Here is a 16943-nt window from a genome sequence, read left to right as displayed (position 1 = left end):
CCGGAAGCACCCGCGCGATGAGCATCCGCGCCATCCCCCTCGACGAGTACCGCGAGCGGATCACCGCGCGGCTCCCGCTGCTGCCCGCGGTGCGCCTGCCGCTCGACGAGGCGCTCGGCGCCGTGCTCGCCGAGGCGGTCGCGACGCGCTGGCCCATCCCGCAGTTCGACAACTCGGCGATGGACGGCTACGCGGTGCACGCCGCCGCGTCGCAGGCCGGCGCGACGCTCAGGGTCGTGGCCGACCTCGCCGCCGGCTCCCCCGACGACCCGCCCCTCGCCCCAGGCGAGGCCGTTCGCATCATGACGGGTGCACCGCTGCCGTCGCAGGCCGACGCCGTCGTGCCCCTTGAAGACACCGACCTCGGCCTCGCCGGGGCGCTCGCGGGCAGCGCGCCGCCGGCATCGGTCACCGTCACTCGTGCACCGGCCGTCGGCGCGAACGTGCGCAAGGCCGGCGAGGATGCCGCGGCCGGCGACACCGCGGTCGCGGCCGGTCGCGAGCTCGGCCCATGGCAGCTCGCGGCGATCGCCTCGGCGGGGTACGACCACGTCGTCGCCAGGCGGATGCCCCGCGTCGCCGTGCTCTCGACGGGGTCCGAGCTCGTCGCACCCGGGGCCGATCCCGCGCGCGGCCAGATCCCCGAGTCGAATTCGGTGCTCGTCGGCGCGGCCCTGCGCGCGGCGGGCGCGGTCGTCGTGAGCGCAGGCCTCGTGCCCGACGACGAGGATGCGCTGCGGGTGGAGATCGAACGCACCCTCGGCGAGGCGGCGACCGCGCGCGACGGCGAGCGACTCGGCGTCGACGCCGTGGTGCTCACCGGCGGTGCCGCCGTCGGCGCCTTCGATCCGGTGCGGGCGGTGCTCGGCTCCGTCGGCTCGGTGCGGTTCGACGCGGTCGCCCTGCAGCCCGGGCGGCACCAGGGCTTCGGGGTCGTCGACGGCACGCCCGTGTTCTGTCTGCCCGGCAACCCGGTGGCGGTCGCCGTCTCGCTCGAGCTGCTCGTGCATCCGGCACTCAGGGCGATGGCCGGGCACGCCGAGCCCGACCGGCCCCGGATGCGTCTGCCGGCTGCCGCAGGGTGGCGCTCGCCAGCGGGCCGTACCCAGGTCGTGCCCGTCATCGTCGAGCGCAACGGCGTCGCCCCGGTCGCCGGGCGCGCGAGCGGCTCGCACCGCGTGCGCTCGCTCGCCGACGCGAAGGCGTTCGCCGTCGTGCCGCCCAAGGTCGTGGTCGTCGAGCCCGGCGACCTGCTCGAGGTGCTCCTGTGCGACTGAACGACGCCCGCCGTCCGGCCGGCGGCCCGCGAGCGGCGATCGTGCTCGCGGGCGGGCGCGCCTCCCGCCTGGGCGGTGCCGACAAGGCCGCCGTCGTCGTCGACGGGCGCGCGCTCGTCGACCACGTGCTCGCCGCGGTCGAGGGATGCGACGAGGTCGTGCTCGTGGGTCCGCCGGCGCTCGAGCGCTCCGGCGTCGTGCTCGTGCGCGAGGACCCGCCGTTCGGCGGACCCGTCGCGGCGATCGCGGCGGCCCTCGGCGAGCTCGAGGCATCCGACGGGGAGACCTGGCTGCTCGCCTGCGACCTGCCGCGCGCCGCACGAATCGTCGAGCTCCTCGGCGACCCGGCCCCGTCCGGCGACGCCGACGGGCTCGTGCTCTCCGACGGGCTCGTGCTCTCCGACGCCGACGGGCGCAGCCAGTGGCTCGCGGGGCGGTACCGCGTCGCGGCCCTCCGCGCCGCGATCGCGGCGCTGCCCGCGGTCGACGGGGCCTCGATGCGCGCGCTGCTCGCCCCGCTGCGCATCGCGACGCTGCCCGACCCCGACGGCGCTGCGATCGACCTTGATACCTGGCCGGCCATCGAGCACTATCGGAGCATGACCGACACCCCCGAAGGGCTCGACACCTGGGTCGCCGAGCTCGCCGCCGCGCTCGGGCTCGGCGAGCCCGACGTGCCGACCGCCCTGCTGCTCGACCTCACCCGCGAGGCGGCGCACGGCGTCACCCGGCCGGCGGGGCCGCTCACGACCTACCTCGTCGGCCTCGCCGTCGCGCGCGGTGCGAGCCCGGCCGAGGCCGCCGCCGCCGCCCGCCGGGCGATCGCCGACCACACCGGCTGACGCTGGCCGTCGGCGCGCGCGCCGTCGGCGGGCTCAGGCGTCGGCCGCGGCCAGCTGCCCGCAGGCGCCGTCGATCTCCTTGCCGCGGGTGTCGCGGATCGTGGTGGGGATGCCCGCCGCCTCGAGGCGACGCACGAACTCCTGCTGCACGTCCTTCTCGGAGGCCGTCCAGATCGAGCCCGGCGTCGGGTTCAGCGGGATCGGGTTCACGTGCACCCAGCCGTGGCCGCGCTCGTTGAGCTTCTCGGCGAGGAGGTCGGCGCGCCAGCCGTGGTCGTTCATGTCCTTGATCAGTGCGTACTCGATCGACACCCGGCGGCCGGTCTTGTCGAAGTAGGCCCGGGCCGCGTCGAGCGCCTCGTCGACCTTCCACCGCGAGTTCACCGGGATGAGCTCGTCGCGCAGCTGGTCGTCGGGCGCGTGCAGGCTGAGCGCGAAGGTGACCGGGAGGTCTTCGTCGGCCAGCTTCCTGATCGCGGGCACGAGGCCGACCGTCGACACGGTGATGCCGCGGGCCGACATGCCGAGGCCGTCGGGCGCCGGGGCGAGCATCGTGCGCACCGCCGACATCAGGCGCGCGTAGTTGGCGAGCGGCTCGCCCATGCCCATGAACACGATGTTCGAGACGCGGTCGGGCGTGTGGTCGCCCTTCTTGCGCCCGCCGAGCTCGCCGCGGCCGAGTGCCGCGTTCGCCATGACGACCTGCTCGACGATCTCGGCGGCCGACATGTTGCGCGTGAGCCCGGCCTGGCCGGTGGCGCAGAACGGGCAGTTCATGCCGCAGCCGGCCTGGCTCGAGACGCACAGGGTGATACGACCCGGGTAGCGCATGAGCACCGACTCGACGAGCGCGCCGTCGTGCAGCTTCCACAGGAACTTGATCGTGTCGCCGTTGTCGGTCGTGAAGCGCCGCACCTCGGTGAGCAGCGGCGGCAGCACCGCCGCGACGAGCCCGTCGCGGGAGGAGGCCGGCAGGTCGCTCATCTCGTCGGCGTCGTTGGTGTGGTGCACGAAGTAGTGGGTGGCGAGCTGTGCGGCCCGGTACCCGGGGAACCCGAGCTCGGCGACGTGCGCCTTGCGGTCGGCGGGCACGATGTCGGCGAGGTGCACGGGCGGCTTGCCGCGCTTCGGCGAGGCGAACTGCAGCATGGGCCGGCCGTCGGGGCCCTTCTTCTGCTCCCAGCCCTCGGTCGCAGGTCGGACCTGGCGGGGTTTCGTGCGGCGCACCGCGTCGGCGGCGGTCTGATCGGTCGAGTTCGTCACCTTCCAAGGGTACGCGGCCCGGCCGAGTGAATGCCGGATGCCGCGTTCCGGCGCCGGACCCGGGACCACGGCTTCCCCGCCGAATGGATGCCTCGGTGCCACACTGGAGTGCATGGCCGATGTCATCGCCGTCCACGGCGACCTGACCGAGCAGCGCGTCGATGCGATCGTCAACGCCGCGAACAACGCCATGCGCGGCGGGGGCGGGGTCGACGGCGCGATCCACCGTGCGGGCGGCCCCGCGATCCTCGGCGACTGCATCGCCCGCTTCCCGTACGGGCTCGCGACCGGCGACGCCGGGTGGACGGTGTCGGGCGAGCTGCCCGCCACCTGGGTCATCCACACCGTCGGGCCGAACCACGCCGCCGGCGAGCGCGATCGATCGCTCCTCGTCTCGTGCTACCGGCGCTCGCTCGCGGTCGCCGACGAGCTCGGGGTGCGGACCATCGCCTTCCCGCTCGTGAGCGCGGGCGTGTACGGGTGGCCGCTCGACGATGCGATCGCCGTCGCGATCGAGACCATCATGGATGCCGACACGCGCGTCGAGCGGGCGGCGATCGTCGCCCGCGACGCGGCGATCTTCGACCGGGTCGAGGCGGCGCTGGAGTCCCGCCGGTAGGCTCCGGGCGTTCACCGGCGGCCTCGTCGGGATCGTTCACGGGGTCGACCGTCCACCGGGTCGACCCTCACCGGTTGACTCGTTCACCAGGATCACGAGCTCTCGCGTCGCGCGGGTCATCGCGACGTAGCGGTCGACCGCGGCCGCGATGCCGTCGGGCGCCGTCCCGGCCCCGGCGTCGGCGTCCCCGCCGAATCGCTCGGGGTCGACGAGCACGACGAGGTCGAACTCGAGCCCCTTCGAGAGCTCGGGCGTGAGCGAGCGGACGCGCGGAGTGCCCGTGAACCCGGGGTCGCCGATCACGCACGCGGTGCCCTCGGCGTGCTCGGCGAGCCAGCCCTCGAGGATCGCCGGCAGCTCCTCGCGCGTGCCGCGGCGCACCGGCACCCCGCTGCTCCTGATCGAGGTCGGCACGTTGGCATCCGGCAGCGCCGCACGGATCACCGGTTCGGCGACCGCCATGACCTCCTCGGGCGTGCGGTAGTTGATGCCGAGCGAGGCGATCCGGGCGTCCGGCAGGCCGATGCGGGCGAGCCGCTCCTGCCACGACTCGGCGAAGCCGTGCCGCGCCTGGGCGCGGTCGCCCACGATCGTGAAGCTCCGCGAGGGGCAACGGGCGAGCAGCATCCGCCACTCGGCGTCGGTGAGCTCCTGCGCCTCGTCGACGATCACGTGGGCGAAGGGGCCGGCCAAGAGCTCGGGATCGGTGCGCGGCGTTGCGACCTCCTCGGCGAGGGCGTTGCGGAAGTCCTGGCCGCCGAGCATCGACATGATGGCCATCTCCGAGTCGTCGGCCGCGACGAGCTCCTCCCTGACCCGCTCCCGCTGCTCCTGCTCGGCGGCGGCCTCCAGTCGTCGTCTGCGGCGACGCCGGGTCGCCCCCGGGTCGCCGATGCGTCGGTGCGCGGCATCGAGCATCGGCAGGTCGGCCGTGGTCCAGGCGCGGGCCTCGGAACGCTGCAGGGCGTCGACCTCCTCGGGCGCGAGTGCCGGGGCGCATCGCCGCAGGTAGGCCGGCACCGACCAGAGGTCGGCGACGACACCGGCCGGGTCGAGCAGCGGCCAGGCCCGGTTGAACGTGCTGACGAGCCCCTCGTGCTGCTCGAGGGCGCGCCGCAACAGGGCGGCGGGCACCTCCTCGTCCTCGTGCTGGTCGACGAGGATCGAGAGGAGCGTCTCCCACACCTCCTCGCGGGCGTCGTTGTGGCTCGTGCCGGGCTCGGGCGTCTGGAAGGCCTCGGCCCAGTCGGCCGCGGTGAGCCAGAGCTCGCCCGACGCGGTCTCGACGAGGAGGTCGGCGCGCGGGGGCACTTCGTACGCCGCGACGGCGCGCTCGACGGCGTCGACGAGTTCGGCGGAGGACTTCAGCCTGGCGACGGCGGGGTCGGTCTCGGGGAGCGCCTCGGCCCCCTCGTCGACGAGGTCGCGCAGGGTGGCCATCTGCACGCCGTCCTCGCCGAGGCTCGGCAACACGTCGTCGACGTAGGCGGTGTAGGCGTGACTCGGCCCGATGAACAGCACACCGCCGCGTCGCACGTCGAGCCGGCGATCGGAGTACAGGAGGTACGCCGCGCGGTGCAGGGCGACGACCGTCTTGCCGGTGCCGGGCCCCCCGTCGACGACGAGCTGGCCGCGCGAGCTCGCCCGGATGATCGCGTCCTGGTCGGACTGGATCGTGCCGAGCACGTCGCGCATGCGGGGCGAGCGACTCGAGCCGAGGCTCGCGATGAACGCCGACTGGTCGTCGAGCGCAAGACCTTCGACCGCGGCGTCCGCGGTGAACGCCTCGTCCCAGTAGTCGGTGATGCGGCCGCGCGTCCACCGGTAGCGGCGCCGGCTGGCGATCCCCATCGGGTCGGCGTGGGTGGCGCCGAAGAAGGGTTCGGCCGCCGGGGCGCGCCAGTCGATGAGCAGCGGTTCTCCGTCGCCGTCGCTCAGCCCGAGGCGGCCGATGTAGACCGGCCGGGTGGAGCGATCCTCGCCCTCGCCGTCCGGTGCGGCGACCATCCGCCCGAGGCAGAGGTCGAGTCCGAAGCGGCGGAGCAGCCGCAGGCGGGCCGTGATGCGGTGGATCTCGAGGTCGCGCTCGAGCGCCGCCTGTCCGCCGCCGCCGCGCGCCCTGCGCTGCTCGTCGAGCCGAGCGGTCAGCTCGGCGACCTGCCGTTCGAGGCTCGTGGCGATGGCGGCGAAGTGCCGCTCGTCGTCGGCGATCAGCTCGGGCGCCGCCTTCGCGGCGAGTCGTTCGGGCAGGGCGAAGGCGGTGGCGTGCGGTGAGGTCAAACGATCAGCTCCAGGTCGACGGAAGCGTCAATCATGCGCCTCCCGGGGGCCCTTGCCGCAAGCCCCCCACCCCGCGATATCATGGACGTGGCGGGAGGTTCTCCCGCCTTTCGCATGTCCCGAGCCGGTGCGGTCGTCCGCCGGCGGGCGCGGCCCGAGGCATCCATCGACCGTTCGCCCTAGATTCGGAGGATGCCGAAGCTCGACGCACGACTGCCCCTGCCCGGAGTCTCCCTGCGCTACGCCGACAGCGGCGGCGAGGGCCATCCGATCGTGTTCCTGCACGGCGCCGGGGTCGACCGCACGATGTTCTCGGCGCAGCGCGATGCGCTGGTCGCGGCCGGCTACCGGGCGGTGCTCGTCGACCTGCGGGGGCACGGCGGTTCGCGACCGAACTCGGCGCGGCTCACCGCGGACCTGCTCACGAGCGACGTCGAGGCACTCGTCGGGCACCTCGGCCTGCAGCAGCCGGCGTTGGTCGGGCACTCGCTCGGCGGCAACCTCGCGCAGCGACTCGTACGACGGGATCCCGGTCGCTGGGCGGCGCTCGCGGCGCTCGATTCGACCTGGAACGCCGGCCCGCTCACGGGGCTCGAGCGGGCGGCGCTGCGATCCGCCGCTCCCGTGCTGCGGCTCATCCCGGCGCGCTCGCTGCCACGCATGATGGCGGATGCCTCGGCCGTCGCCCAGACGGCGCGCGACGAGCTCGCCCGGGTGTTCGCGGAGCAGACGAAGGCCGAGTTCATCGCGGTGTGGCGGGCGACGACCGAGTTCGTCGAGCCCGACCCCGACTACCGCACGCCGATCCCGCTGCTCCTCGTACGCGGCGCCGCCGACCGCACCGGCAACATCGCGACGGCGATGCCGCGCTGGGCCGCCGCCGAGGGGGTCGACGAGGTCGTCGTCGAGGGCGCGGGCCACGTCGTGACGCTCGACGCCCCGGACGAGGTGTCGGCGGTGCTCCGCCGCTTCCTCAACGGGGTGCTCCGTCGCGACGGCAGCGGCATCTGAGCTCGCGGGGCGCGACGGCGGCGTCAGTCGACCGAGGTGGGCTTCGCCTGCGCCAGGCCGACCAGCTGCTCCGACGCCGCTGCGCTGCGTTCGGCGGCGTCGGCGGCACGCTCGGACGCGGCCGCGGTCCGCTCGGTGGCCTCCGCGATCCGCCACAGCCGGCCGGTGATCGTGAAGGTCGCGATGACGATCGCGATGACGATGATGAGCTCCATGGGACGGAATCTACCGCGTCCGTGATTCCCGGCGGAGGCCCGACGGGCCGGGCGCCGCCTGACCTCGGCGCCGCCCGACCGCCGGCGACTCAGCCGAGCAGGCTGCCCATCTGCTTCGCGATGAGCGTCGTCGCGTACTTCGGGTTGATGCGCGAGATCCGGTCCATCGCCGCGGCGTCCGAACCGATCGTGGCGCGGAACCTGCCCTTCACGAGCGCGTCGACGACGACCCTGCCCGCGACGTCGGGGCTCGTCATCTTGTACGAGGAGGCCTCGGCGGCCGACTCCTTCGTCTCGCCGCCGGCGAGCGTGACGCCCGAGTTCGCCGCGATGTCGGTGCCGATCGCCCCGGGGAAGACGACGCTCACCTGCACGTTCGTGTCGAGGAGCTCGGCGTAGAGCGCCTCGGTGACGAGCTTCACCGCGGCCTTCGACGCCCCGTAGACCGCCTGGCCGGGCACCGGCGCGTACGCGCCCATGCTCGCAACGTTCAGGATCGCGGCCTCGGGGCGGGTGAGCAGCACCGGCAGGAACGCCTTGCACATGTTCATGACGCCGCCGAAGTTGACGGCCATGACCTTGTCGATCTCGGAGAACGGCAGCTCGTTCACCTTCACGAACTTCTGGATGACGCCGGCGATGTTGAGGATGCCGTCGACCTGGCCGTGGGCCTCCTCGACCGCCGCGGGGAGGGCGGCGACCGCCTCGCGGTCGGTGATGTTCACGAGGTGCTGGGAGAAACGGTCGCCCGCGTCGGCCAGGCGCGCGGTCTCGGCGAGCCCGGCTTCGCTGAGGTCGACGCCGGCGACCGAGGCGCCGCGTGCGAGCAGTTGGAGGGTGACTTCACGGGCGATGCCGTTGCCGGCGCCGGTGACGACGAAGACCTTGCCGTCGATGTTCATGGGTGGGATGCTCCTTGCCGGCCGAGGCCGTCGGGTGGGGAAAGCGTGCATCGGTGGGGATTGCCGATGAGCGATGGTATCCGCCCGAGTCGTCTCGGTGAACACCGGCGGCCGCCGCTGCGCGATACAAGAGCACGATCGAACCGCTGCCCCTGAACGGGCTGCTGACGACGGCCTGATCGGCGATCGCCGCGGAGGGCCCGTCATGCCGAGGGCCGGCCACCGATCAGAACGCGGCCGACGCCCACCAGATGATGATGAACAGCCCCATCGCGACGAAGACGAGTCCGATCGCGAGGAACATCTTCGGACTCGGGCCGCGGGCCCCGGCCCGCCCGGCACCCGACTGGCGCTCGGCCGTGATGGCGGCGGCGAGCCAGCGGCGGCGCACGACGAGCACGGCGCCTCCGACGAGCGAGAGCACGGCCCACGCGAGGGCGAAGATCAGGCCGGGTTCCACCAGGACAGCCTACCGGCGGCCGCCGCTCCGGGATCTCAGGCGGACTGCGGGCCCGGCAGCGTGCGAAGCGCGAGCGCCTGGCTGACGGCGAAGGCAGCGACATCGACGGCGACCGAGAGCACCGCCACCACGACGAGCAGGGTCCCGGCCGCGACCGCGCAGAGGGCGACCAGCAGCGCGGCGAGGACGTTCGCCCGCATCACGACCCGCAGCGCCGTCCGGATGCGGAGCTTCGCGAGCATCCAGAGCACCAGACCGGCCCACAGCACGACCATGAGCCCTGCAGTGGAGACCAGGACCCCCGGAATCCCGACGGCCTCCGCGATGGGGCCGGCGCCGAGCGCGACGGCGGCCCCGAGGAGTACGCAGTAGATCGCATCGAGGCGCAGGCTCCATGCGCCGAGCGCGCCTCCGTCGATTCCCCTCACCTCGGCAGTATCCCAGAGGCCCGGATGACCGTCACCGAATCGAGGGAGCAGTATTCGGTACTGGCTACACTCGCAGCATGCGCATCGTCGTGTCGGGGACCCACGCGAGCGGAAAGAGCACCCTGATCTCGGACTTCGTGCTCGCACACTCCGAGTTCGCGGCACTGCCCGACCCGTTCGAACTCATCGACGAGAGCTGGGATGCCCCGAATGCCCCCATGCTCGCCGCCCAGCTGCGCATCGCGGCAGACCGCCTCCACGGCGACGAGCACGGCGATCGGTTCATCGCCGAGCGGGGCCCCATCGACTTCCTCGCCTATCTCCGTGCGCTGGACGAACTGGCGGGTGGCACTGCGTCCGACGAACTCATCGAACGGGCGACGGCGAAGACGCTCGACGCACTCGGCGAGGTCGACCTGCTCGTGGTCCTGCCGCTCTCGACCGCCGACCCGATCCAGGTCGGGTCGGACGAGGACCTCGAACTCCGCGAGGCCATGGACCAGTGGCTGCTCGAACTCGTCGACGATCCCGACGTCGTCCCCGAGCATCTCAGGGTGGTCGAGCTCACCGGCGACCGGGGTTCGCGACTGGCCGCGCTCGAGGCGGTGGCCGGCGTCGCGTGACCCCGCCTCGCGCCCAAGCATGACGAAAGCCCCGGCAGATCTTGCGATCTACCGGGGCTTTCTCTGGTCGGGCTGACAGGATTTGAACCTGCGACCCCTTGACCCCCAGTCAAGTGCGCTACCAAGCTGCGCCACAGCCCGATGCTCCGGTGACTCTCCGAGGCAACTTGACCATCATAGCGGTATCCGGAGGGGTGCTTTTGCACACACGGCCTCGTCCGGCCCTCGAAACGCTCCGCTACTCGCGCACCGGGGCGAGATGACGCCGAACCTCGTCCATGAAGGCCGCCGGATCGTCGACCCAGATCCGCACCGCCGTGATCTCCTGGACTCCCCCGGCGGCACCGTGACCGGGCAGACGAACGTCGGTCGGCCCCTCGAGCTCGATCTCGATGTCGGTCTCGTTGTTCATGCGGACGAAGAGCGTGCGCGAGGCATCCTGCTCGACGATCTTCGGCGACTTCGGCTCGTCGACCTGCGGGCGGCGCGAAACCGAGGCGATGTCGTCCCAACTGAGCGCGAGGTCGGTCTCGAGGCCGGCGCGCACGCGGATGCCGTCGGGGCCGACGGTGTGCGGGCGCATCAGGTAGGCGCAGAGGAGGCCGAACATCCATGTGAGCCCCCAGATGCCGAGCACGAGCAGCGTGATGCGCACCGCGGGCCAACGGTGCACGATGAGGTCGAAGATCGGGATCTCGACGGCCGACAGCACGATGAAGATCATGAGGATCGTGAGCACCGGACGGTGGTAGCCGAAGCCGACGGCGCCGCGCGGGACCGCGGGCCTTCGCGCGACGAACCGCCCGATGCTCGCGTAGACCGCGAGCTCCATCGCGAGCGCGCGCTTCGCGACGCGACCGAGGCGCACCCAGACGGATGCCTCGGGCGTGATCGTCGTCGTGGCGCTCATGCGTCGGCGTCCTCGACGAGCACGGCGAGCCGGTCGGCGATCGCCCCGATGCCGCGCTCGACCGCGGCGCGGTCGGCGGGGGCGACGGCGTCGAGCAGGGTCTCCGAGAGCTCGGCGTGCTCGCGCTGCATGCGCGACATGATGCGCGCGGTGCGCGGCGTGAGCTCGACGAGCACCGCGCGCCGGTCGCTCGGGTGCGGCGCGCGGCGCACATGGCCCGAGGTCTCGAGCGCGTCGACGAGCCCGCTGACGTTGCGGGGGGTCACGTCGAGTTCGGCCGCGAGCGCCTGCTGCGTCATCGACCCGTCGTGCTGGAGCACCCAGAGCACGCGGAGCCGGGCCGGCGTGAAGCCGGTGCCGGCGAAGGCGCGCGCCATGTCGCGCTGGAAGAGTTCGCCGATCTGGAGCAGGCGGTCGAGCAGGGTCACATCCATATCATGATGATACTTCATTGTTACCTTGCTTCATGATCCACCGCCCCGATCCCCGGATCTCCGGGCGACGCACGCCCGCGAACGCCCCGATGTCGGTGGCCAGCGGTACCGTTGCCCCATGATCACCGAGCTCACCGACGATCTCGAACCCGCTCCCCTGCGCGTCGTCTCCGCGGCCGACGCGCCGTTCGCCGACGTCGAGGCGGTCTTCGGCACGAAGGGCGACCCCGCCCACTGCTGGTGCCAGTGGTACAAGATCCCGGGCAGAGACTGGCGCGGCATCGGCGACGAGGCGTTGCGCGACCGGCTGCACGAGCAGATCGACGCCCCCGGCTCGGGCCCCGGCCTGCTCGCCTACGACGGCGAGGTGCCGGTGGGCTGGTGCGCCGTCGAACCGCGCGCCAACCTCACGCGGCTGCGGCAGAGCCGGCTCGTCACCGGCTCGATGCCGAACCCCGACCTCTCCGACCCGGGCGTCTGGGCTGTGTCCTGCTTCGTCGTACCGCGCGCATATCGCAAGCGCGGCGTGGGCAAGGCCCTCGCCGAGGCCGCCGTCGAATTCGCACGGGCCAACGGCGCCCGACTCGTCGAGGGGTACGCCATCGACCCGACGGCGCATCCGAAGATCCCCGCCGCCGATCTCTTCCACGGCACGGTCTCGATGTTCGTCGGTGCGGGATTCAGCGAGGTCGCACGCCCCAACGCCGACCGCGCGATCATGCAGCGGCGCCTCGTCGACTGACGGGGCTACACTCGCCTCATGTACTCCAGCTTCGGCGGTTGGCACTTCCTGATGGTCATCGGCGTGCTGCTGGTGTTCGCGCTCATCATCGCCGCGATCGTCGTGCCGATCGTGCTCGTCACGCGGCGCACCGCGCCGCCCGCCGTGCCGCAGGCCCCGCACGACCCGACGCCGGCCGTCGGGTACGGCACCGCCGCGCCGGCGGCGCCGCGCACCGTCGAGACGCGCCTGCGCGAACTCGACTCGCTTCGCGATCGCGGGCTCATCACCCCCGCCGAGCACGAGGCGCAGCGCCAGGCGATCATCCGCGACGTCTGAACTCGACGTCACCCCGCGACGGGGCTCCGCGCGGTCTCACCGTCGCCGTCGCCGTCGACGCCGTCCACTCGCACGCGCTTCACCCGCGACGCCGTGCCGCGCACGATCTCGACGTCGCGACGGGGCACACCGAAGTGGGCTGCGACCGCGGCGACCACGCCCGCGTTCGCCGCGCCGTCCACCGCACGCTCACGGACGAACACCGTGAGCGAGGCGACCGGATCGTCGGGCGTCGCCTCGACGTGCGGACCTCTGCGGCTGCCGGGCTTCACCCGGATCGTGATCTCCAACACCGACTCCGTTCAGCTGGGAGCTTCGCCTCGACTGCAAGCTCCTCGGTCGAGACCGCGCCACGCGGAGACGCGAGCGGGCGGGCGATCACTCGCCCGCCCGCTCGGGTCGGTCAGCGCTGGCGCTTCTCGCGCACGCGCATGTTGACGACGATGGGCGAACCCTCGAAGCCGTAGATCTCGCGCAGTCGCCGCTGGATGAAGCGGCGGTAGCCCGGGTCGAGGAACCCGGTGGTGAAGAGCACGAATGTCGGCGGGCGGCTCGCCGCCTGCGTGCCGAACAGGATGCGGGGCTGCTTGCCGCCGCGCACGGGGTGCGGGTGCTCCTGCGTGAGCTCGGTGAGGAACGCGTTGAACTTGCCCGTCGGGATGCGGGTGTCCCACGACTCGAGGGCCGTCTCGAGGGCGGGCACGAGCTTCTCGAGGTGACGTCCGGTGCGCGCCGAGATATTCACGCGGGGTGCCCAGGCGACGTGGTGCAGGTCCTGCTCGATCTCGCGCTCGAGGTAGCGACGTCGGTCGTCGTCGAGGAGGTCCCACTTGTTGTACGCGAGCACGAGTGCGCGGCCCGACTCGAGCACGAGGTCGATGATGCGCACGTCCTGCTCGGAGATCGGCTGCGAGACGTCCAGCAGCACGACCGCGACCTCGGCCTTCTCGAGCGCCGCCTGGGTGCGCAGGGACGCGTAGAAGTCGGCGCCCTGCTGCAGGTGCACGCGACGGCGGATGCCGGCGGTGTCGACGAAGCGCCAGATCTTGCCGCCGAGCTCGATCTGCTCGTCGACCGGGTCGCGGGTGGTGCCCGCGAGCTCGTTCACGACGACGCGCTCTTCACCGGCGGCCTTGTTGAGCAGCGAGCTCTTGCCGACGTTCGGGCGGCCGAGGATGGCGACGCGGCGGGGCCCGCCGAACTCCTCCTTCGCGACGGCCGAGACCTGCGGCAGCACTTCGAAGACCGCCTCGAGCATGTCGGCGACGCCGCGGCCGTGCAGGGCCGAGACCGGGTACGGCTCGCCGAGGCCGAGGTTCCAGAGCGCCGTCGCCTCCGCCTCCTGGCGGGCGTCGTCGACCTTGTTGGCGACGAGGAACACCGGCTTCTTCGTCTTGCGGAGCAGACGGACCACGTGCTCGTCGGTGGAGGTGGCGCCGACCATCGCGTCGACGACGAACAGCACGACGTCGCTGAGGTCGATCGCGACCTCGGCCTGCGCGGCCACCGAGGCGTCGATGCCCTTCGCGTCGGGCTCCCAGCCGCCGGTGTCGACGAGCGTGAAGCGACGGTCGAGCCACTCGCCCTTGTACGAGACGCGGTCGCGCGTCACACCGGGGGTGTCTTCGACGACGGCCTCGCGGCGGCCGAGGATGCGGTTCACGAGCGCCGACTTGCCGACGTTCGGCCGGCCGACGATCGCGATCACCGGCAGCGCGGGGAGGTAGCGGATGCCCTCCTCGCCGCCCTCGGAGATCTCGAGGACCTCGAGGTCGTCCTCGTCGAGCTCGTAGTCGCTGAGGCCGGAGCGGAGCGCTGCGGCCCGCTGCTCGGCGAGGTCGTCGTCGACGACCGAGAGTCGCTCGGCCAGGTCGTCGGCGACGTCGTCGTACTCGTCGCGCTGATCGGTCATGAATTGTCTCCTGCAGAACGTCGTGGGCGCGAATGCGCGCGACTCCCAGTCTGCCGTATGAATGCTGTGAAGATCGGATGCCGCGACGCCCGCCCCGGGCCGCAGCACCGCGGTCAGGCGGCGGCGCCCGCCTCGACGACCGCGATCACCGCATCGACCGTCTGCTCGAAGTCCAGCTCGGTCGAGTCCACGACGGTGACGCCCTCGGCGGCGTTCGTGAAGTCGACGACCTTCGAGTCGGCCCGGTCGCGTGCGCGCAGCTGCTCGCCGGTCTTGCCGGCATCGTGGCCGGTGAGCTCGGCGGCGCGCCGCGACATCCGCACCTCTTCGGAGGCGGTGAGCAGGAGGCGCACCGGCGCATCGGGGGCGACGACCGTCGTGATGTCGCGCCCCTCGACGACGATGCCGGGGCGCGCCTCGGCGGCGATGATCGAGCGGAACAGCTCGATGAGGTGGGTGCGCACCTCGGGCACACGGGCCACGAGGCTCACGACCGACGAGATCTGCGGGTCGCGGATGGCGTCGGTGACGTCGGTCGCGCCGACGTGCACGCGGTAGCCCGAGGGATCGGTGCCGATCCGGTAGTCGAAGCTCGCGAGGCACGAGATCACGGAGGCCGCGTCCTCGGGGTCGACTCCCCCGGCCTCGGCGTGCCACGCGAGGGCGCGATAGGCGGCGCCCGTGTCGAGGAACCCGTAGCCGAGGCGCCGGGCGACGGCCTTCGACACGCTCGACTTGCCGCTGCCTGCTGGGCCGTCGACGGCCACGACGAAGGGGAACTGCACGGAATGCCTCCAGATTGTTGTGCGTCTCGGGCCGGCTCAGCCGGCGATGCGCCAGCCGCGTTCGGCCAGCTCGTTGGTCAGTCGTTCGGCGGCTTCGGGCACGACCTGCACCTCGGCGAGGCCGACCTGGCGGCCGGGCGAGTGCTCGAGCCGGAGGTCTTCGAGGTTGACGCCGATCTCGCCGATCTCGGCGAGCAGCCGGGCGAGCTGTCCGGGCCGGTCGTCGACCATGACGATGACGGTCGTGAAGCGCTTGTCGGTGCCGTGCTTGCCGGGAAGCCGGGCGACGCCGGTGTTGCCGCCCGTGAGCTCCTCGGCGACGCGCCGCCGGGCTCCCGGCGCGACGGGGTCGCCGAGTGCGTCGATGAAGCGGTCGAGGTCGTCGCGCACGGCGACGAGGATGTCGCGCACGGGGGCTGCGTTCGCGCCGAGGATCTGCACCCAGAGGTCGGGGTCGCTCGCCGCGATCCGGGTGACGTCGCGCACGCCCTGACCGGCGAGGCCGAGCGCGGCGTTCGGGGCGTCGATGAACCGGCGCGCCATCACGCTCGACACGACCTGGGGCACGTGCGAGATCAGCGCCACGCCGCGGTCGTGCTCGTCGGGGGTCATCTCGACGAGGGTGGCGCCGAGATCGAGGATGAGGTCGTCGATGGCGCCCGCCCGCTGGTAGCTGATCGCGTCGTGCGCGGCGACGACCCATGGCCGCCCGACGAAGAGATCGGCGCGCGCGGCCAGCGGGCCGCCGCGCTCGCGCCCGGCGAGCGGGTGCGAGCCGATGTAGCGCCCGACGTCGGCGCCCGCGGCCTCGAGCTCCGCGAGGATCCCGCCCTTCACGCTCGCGACATCCGTCACGATGGCGTCGGGGAAGGCGGCGAGCTCGTCGGCGACGACGCGCGCGGTCACGTCGGGCGGCACGGCCACGACGACGAGCTGGGGGGCGTCGCCCGGCTCGGCCGGGCGACCGGCGCCCAGGTCGACGGCGAGCGCCACGTGCGTCGGCGAGGCGTCGGCGAGGACCACGTCGATGCCGCGCGCCCGCAGCCCGAGCGCGACGCTCGTGCCGAGCAGGCCCGCGCCGACGACGCGCACGGGACCGGTCAGCCGTGACTCGACCATCTCAGTTCTCCTCGTCGGCTCGGGACTCGCCGCGGGGGGCCTTCGCATCGCGGGCGATGGTGAGCAGCTGGCCTCGCTCGGTCTTGGTCAGCTCGCGCAGCTGGCCGGCCCTCAGTGTACCGAGGTGCAGCGGACCGAACTGACGGCGGACGAGCTCGACGACGGGGTGGCCGACGGCCTGCAGCATGCGGCGCACGATGCGGTTCTTTCCCGAGTGCAGCGTGAGCTCGACCATCGAGTGCCGCGAATCGCCCTGCGCCTGCAGCAGACGGGCGCGGTCGGCCTTGATCGGGCCGTCGTCGAGCACGATGCCGTTCTTCAGCTGCTGGAGGGTCTGCGCCGTCACCCGCCCACGCACCTTCGCGATGTAGGTCTTCTCGACGCCGAACGAGGGGTGCGCGAGCACGTGCGCGAGCTCGCCGTCGTTCGTCAGTACGAGCAGCCCGCTCGTCTCGGCGTCGAGCCGCCCGACGTTGTAGACGCGCTCGTCGAGCTCGTCGGTGAAGCGCCGCAGGTCGGGCCGGCCCTGCTCGTCGCGCATCGACGAGACCACCCCGGTCGGCTTGTTCAGCATGTAGTAGCGCTTCGCCGTGTCGAGCTGCACGGCGACGCCGTCGACCGAGACGAGGTCGGTCGCGGGGTCGACGCGCGTGCCGAGCTCGGTGACGACTTCGCCGTTCACCTCGATGCGCCCCTGCACGATGTACTCCTCGACGACGCGGCGGGAGGCCACGCCGGCCGCGGCGAGCACCTTCTGCAGGCGCTGCCGCGTGGCATCCGCGCCGTCGTTCACGGCGCCTCGT

The 16943-nt window shown here is 72.7% G+C and carries 20 protein-coding genes and 1 tRNA gene; 7 read left to right on the top strand and 14 right to left on the bottom strand.

Translation table 11 applies throughout. The features are described 5' to 3' along the window. Positions 1–17: 17 nt before the first annotated feature. Both glp and ACFVSL_RS13915 read left to right on the top strand, forming a co-directional pair. Positions 18–1277: a gephyrin-like molybdotransferase Glp gene (gene glp / locus ACFVSL_RS13920; RefSeq protein ID WP_386941575.1), complete on the top strand. Its 1260-nt coding sequence runs from the start codon at positions 18–20 to the stop codon at positions 1275–1277. After that, positions 1268–2119: an NTP transferase domain-containing protein gene (locus tag ACFVSL_RS13915; RefSeq protein WP_386941574.1), complete on the top strand. Its 852-nt coding sequence runs from the start codon at positions 1268–1270 to the stop codon at positions 2117–2119. The genes glp and ACFVSL_RS13915 overlap by 10 nt, the downstream gene beginning before the upstream one ends. Before the next feature lie 33 nt (positions 2120–2152). On the opposite strand, the gene rlmN is transcribed toward ACFVSL_RS13915, so the two are convergent. Then, a complete protein-coding gene (gene rlmN / locus ACFVSL_RS13910) occupies positions 2153–3496 on the bottom strand; it encodes a 23S rRNA (adenine(2503)-C(2))-methyltransferase RlmN (RefSeq protein ID WP_386941573.1) in 1344 nt (447 codons plus the stop codon). On the opposite strand from rlmN, the gene ACFVSL_RS13905 reads away from it, so the two are divergent. Next, a complete protein-coding gene (locus tag ACFVSL_RS13905) occupies positions 3495–4001 on the top strand; it encodes an O-acetyl-ADP-ribose deacetylase (RefSeq protein ID WP_386941572.1) in 507 nt (168 codons plus the stop codon). The two genes, rlmN and ACFVSL_RS13905, sit on opposite strands and share 2 nt — an antisense overlap. Before the next feature lie 36 nt (positions 4002–4037). Here ACFVSL_RS13905 and helR read toward each other — a convergent pair whose 3' ends face one another. Further along, positions 4038–6281 carry an RNA polymerase recycling motor ATPase HelR gene (gene helR / locus ACFVSL_RS13900; RefSeq protein WP_386941571.1) on the bottom strand — a complete coding sequence of 748 codons (2244 nt, stop codon included), beginning with the start codon at positions 6279–6281 and terminating at the stop codon, positions 4038–4040. A gap of 192 nt (positions 6282–6473) precedes the next feature. On the opposite strand from helR, the gene ACFVSL_RS13895 reads away from it, so the two are divergent. Then, entirely contained in the window at positions 6474–7292 is an 819-nt protein-coding gene (locus ACFVSL_RS13895; RefSeq protein ID WP_386941570.1) for an alpha/beta fold hydrolase, read from the top strand. 23 nt (positions 7293–7315) lie between these two features. Here the strand turns inward: ACFVSL_RS13895 and ACFVSL_RS13890 are convergent, their stop codons facing one another. The 4 genes from ACFVSL_RS13890 to ACFVSL_RS13875 form a co-directional block, all read right to left on the bottom strand. Further along, positions 7316–7507 carry a hypothetical protein gene (locus tag ACFVSL_RS13890; RefSeq protein WP_386941569.1) on the bottom strand — a complete coding sequence of 64 codons (192 nt, stop codon included), beginning with the start codon at positions 7505–7507 and terminating at the stop codon, positions 7316–7318. Positions 7508–7596: 89 nt separating this feature from the next. Continuing rightward, complete coding sequence (locus ACFVSL_RS13885) at positions 7597–8409, bottom strand: SDR family NAD(P)-dependent oxidoreductase (protein WP_386941568.1); 813 nt, start codon at positions 8407–8409, stop codon at positions 7597–7599. Between the two features lie 226 nt (positions 8410–8635). Then, the gene (locus ACFVSL_RS13880; RefSeq protein WP_386941567.1) at positions 8636–8869 is read right to left on the bottom strand and encodes a hypothetical protein; all 234 of its coding nucleotides are present in this window, start codon (positions 8867–8869) and stop codon (positions 8636–8638) included. A gap of 35 nt (positions 8870–8904) precedes the next feature. Further along, positions 8905–9297: a hypothetical protein gene (locus ACFVSL_RS13875; RefSeq protein ID WP_386941566.1), complete on the bottom strand. Its 393-nt coding sequence runs from the start codon at positions 9295–9297 to the stop codon at positions 8905–8907. A 77-nt stretch (positions 9298–9374) separates the two neighbouring features. Here ACFVSL_RS13875 and ACFVSL_RS13870 point away from each other — a divergent pair, with 77 nt between their 5' ends. Further along, a complete protein-coding gene (locus ACFVSL_RS13870; protein WP_386941565.1) occupies positions 9375–9920 on the top strand; it encodes an AAA family ATPase in 546 nt (181 codons plus the stop codon). 64 nt (positions 9921–9984) lie between these two features. On the opposite strand, the gene ACFVSL_RS13865 is transcribed toward ACFVSL_RS13870, so the two are convergent. The 3 genes from ACFVSL_RS13865 to ACFVSL_RS13855 all read right to left on the bottom strand — a co-directional run bounded on the left by ACFVSL_RS13865 (position 9985) and on the right by ACFVSL_RS13855 (position 11264). Then, positions 9985–10061 (bottom strand) — tRNA-Pro (locus ACFVSL_RS13865). Positions 10062–10158: 97 nt separating this feature from the next. Beyond that, the gene (locus ACFVSL_RS13860) at positions 10159–10830 is read right to left on the bottom strand and encodes a hypothetical protein (RefSeq protein ID WP_386941564.1); all 672 of its coding nucleotides are present in this window, start codon (positions 10828–10830) and stop codon (positions 10159–10161) included. Next, positions 10827–11264 carry a MarR family winged helix-turn-helix transcriptional regulator gene (locus tag ACFVSL_RS13855; RefSeq protein WP_386941563.1) on the bottom strand — a complete coding sequence of 146 codons (438 nt, stop codon included), beginning with the start codon at positions 11262–11264 and terminating at the stop codon, positions 10827–10829. Before ACFVSL_RS13855 ends, ACFVSL_RS13860 begins: the two co-directional genes overlap by 4 nt. A gap of 118 nt (positions 11265–11382) precedes the next feature. Between ACFVSL_RS13855 and ACFVSL_RS13850 the strand changes: the two genes are divergently transcribed. Both ACFVSL_RS13850 and ACFVSL_RS13845 read left to right on the top strand, forming a co-directional pair. Further along, entirely contained in the window at positions 11383–12006 is a 624-nt protein-coding gene (locus ACFVSL_RS13850; RefSeq protein ID WP_386941562.1) for a GNAT family N-acetyltransferase, read from the top strand. A gap of 18 nt (positions 12007–12024) precedes the next feature. Continuing rightward, the gene (locus ACFVSL_RS13845) at positions 12025–12324 is read left to right on the top strand and encodes an SHOCT domain-containing protein (protein WP_386941561.1); all 300 of its coding nucleotides are present in this window, start codon (positions 12025–12027) and stop codon (positions 12322–12324) included. Positions 12325–12332: 8 nt separating this feature from the next. On the opposite strand, the gene ACFVSL_RS13840 is transcribed toward ACFVSL_RS13845, so the two are convergent. The 5 genes from ACFVSL_RS13840 to ACFVSL_RS13820 form a co-directional block, all read right to left on the bottom strand. Then, entirely contained in the window at positions 12333–12614 is a 282-nt protein-coding gene (locus ACFVSL_RS13840) for a DUF167 domain-containing protein (protein ID WP_386941560.1), read from the bottom strand. 113 nt (positions 12615–12727) lie between these two features. Then, the gene (gene der, locus ACFVSL_RS13835; protein ID WP_386941559.1) at positions 12728–14236 is read right to left on the bottom strand and encodes a ribosome biogenesis GTPase Der; all 1509 of its coding nucleotides are present in this window, start codon (positions 14234–14236) and stop codon (positions 12728–12730) included. 113 nt (positions 14237–14349) lie between these two features. After that, the gene (gene cmk, locus ACFVSL_RS13830; RefSeq protein WP_386941558.1) at positions 14350–15021 is read right to left on the bottom strand and encodes a (d)CMP kinase; all 672 of its coding nucleotides are present in this window, start codon (positions 15019–15021) and stop codon (positions 14350–14352) included. Between the two features lie 36 nt (positions 15022–15057). Then, on the bottom strand, positions 15058–16140 hold the full coding sequence (locus tag ACFVSL_RS13825) for a prephenate dehydrogenase (RefSeq protein WP_386941557.1): 1083 nt from the start codon (positions 16138–16140) through the stop codon (positions 15058–15060). 1 nt (position 16141) lies between these two features. After that, entirely contained in the window at positions 16142–16933 is a 792-nt protein-coding gene (locus ACFVSL_RS13820; RefSeq protein WP_386941870.1) for a pseudouridine synthase, read from the bottom strand. Between the last annotated feature and the right edge of the window lie 10 nt (positions 16934–16943).

It is taken from the genome of Agromyces sp. NPDC058064, from assembly GCF_042885275.1.
Lineage (GTDB): Bacteria > Actinomycetota > Actinomycetes > Actinomycetales > Microbacteriaceae > Agromyces.
The sequence above is the reverse complement of the archived record's forward strand: the minus strand, read 5'-3'. Positions and strand labels throughout refer to the sequence as shown.

Excerpts from the sequence above, each read along its gene's own strand:
- ACFVSL_RS13890 (WP_386941569.1), bottom strand. The coding sequence starts at position 7,507 with ATGGAGCTCATCATCGTCATCGCGATCGTCATCGCGACCTTCACGATC.
- ACFVSL_RS13850 (WP_386941562.1), top strand. The coding sequence starts at position 11,383 with ATGATCACCGAGCTCACCGACGATCTCGAACCCGCTCCCCTGCGCGTC.
- ACFVSL_RS13860 (WP_386941564.1), bottom strand. The coding sequence starts at position 10,830 with ATGAGCGCCACGACGACGATCACGCCCGAGGCATCCGTCTGGGTGCGC.
- ACFVSL_RS13855 (WP_386941563.1), bottom strand. The coding sequence starts at position 11,264 with ATGGATGTGACCCTGCTCGACCGCCTGCTCCAGATCGGCGAACTCTTC.
- ACFVSL_RS13845 (WP_386941561.1), top strand. The coding sequence starts at position 12,025 with ATGTACTCCAGCTTCGGCGGTTGGCACTTCCTGATGGTCATCGGCGTG.
- rlmN (WP_386941573.1), bottom strand. The coding sequence starts at position 3,496 with ATGCACTCCAGTGTGGCACCGAGGCATCCATTCGGCGGGGAAGCCGTG.
- ACFVSL_RS13895 (WP_386941570.1), top strand. The coding sequence starts at position 6,474 with ATGCCGAAGCTCGACGCACGACTGCCCCTGCCCGGAGTCTCCCTGCGC.
- ACFVSL_RS13885 (WP_386941568.1), bottom strand. The coding sequence starts at position 8,409 with ATGAACATCGACGGCAAGGTCTTCGTCGTCACCGGCGCCGGCAACGGC.
- ACFVSL_RS13870 (WP_386941565.1), top strand. The coding sequence starts at position 9,375 with ATGCGCATCGTCGTGTCGGGGACCCACGCGAGCGGAAAGAGCACCCTG.
- ACFVSL_RS13825 (WP_386941557.1), bottom strand. The coding sequence starts at position 16,140 with ATGGTCGAGTCACGGCTGACCGGTCCCGTGCGCGTCGTCGGCGCGGGC.
- ACFVSL_RS13905 (WP_386941572.1), top strand. The coding sequence starts at position 3,495 with ATGGCCGATGTCATCGCCGTCCACGGCGACCTGACCGAGCAGCGCGTC.
- glp (WP_386941575.1), top strand. The coding sequence starts at position 18 with ATGAGCATCCGCGCCATCCCCCTCGACGAGTACCGCGAGCGGATCACC.
- der (WP_386941559.1), bottom strand. The coding sequence starts at position 14,236 with ATGACCGATCAGCGCGACGAGTACGACGACGTCGCCGACGACCTGGCC.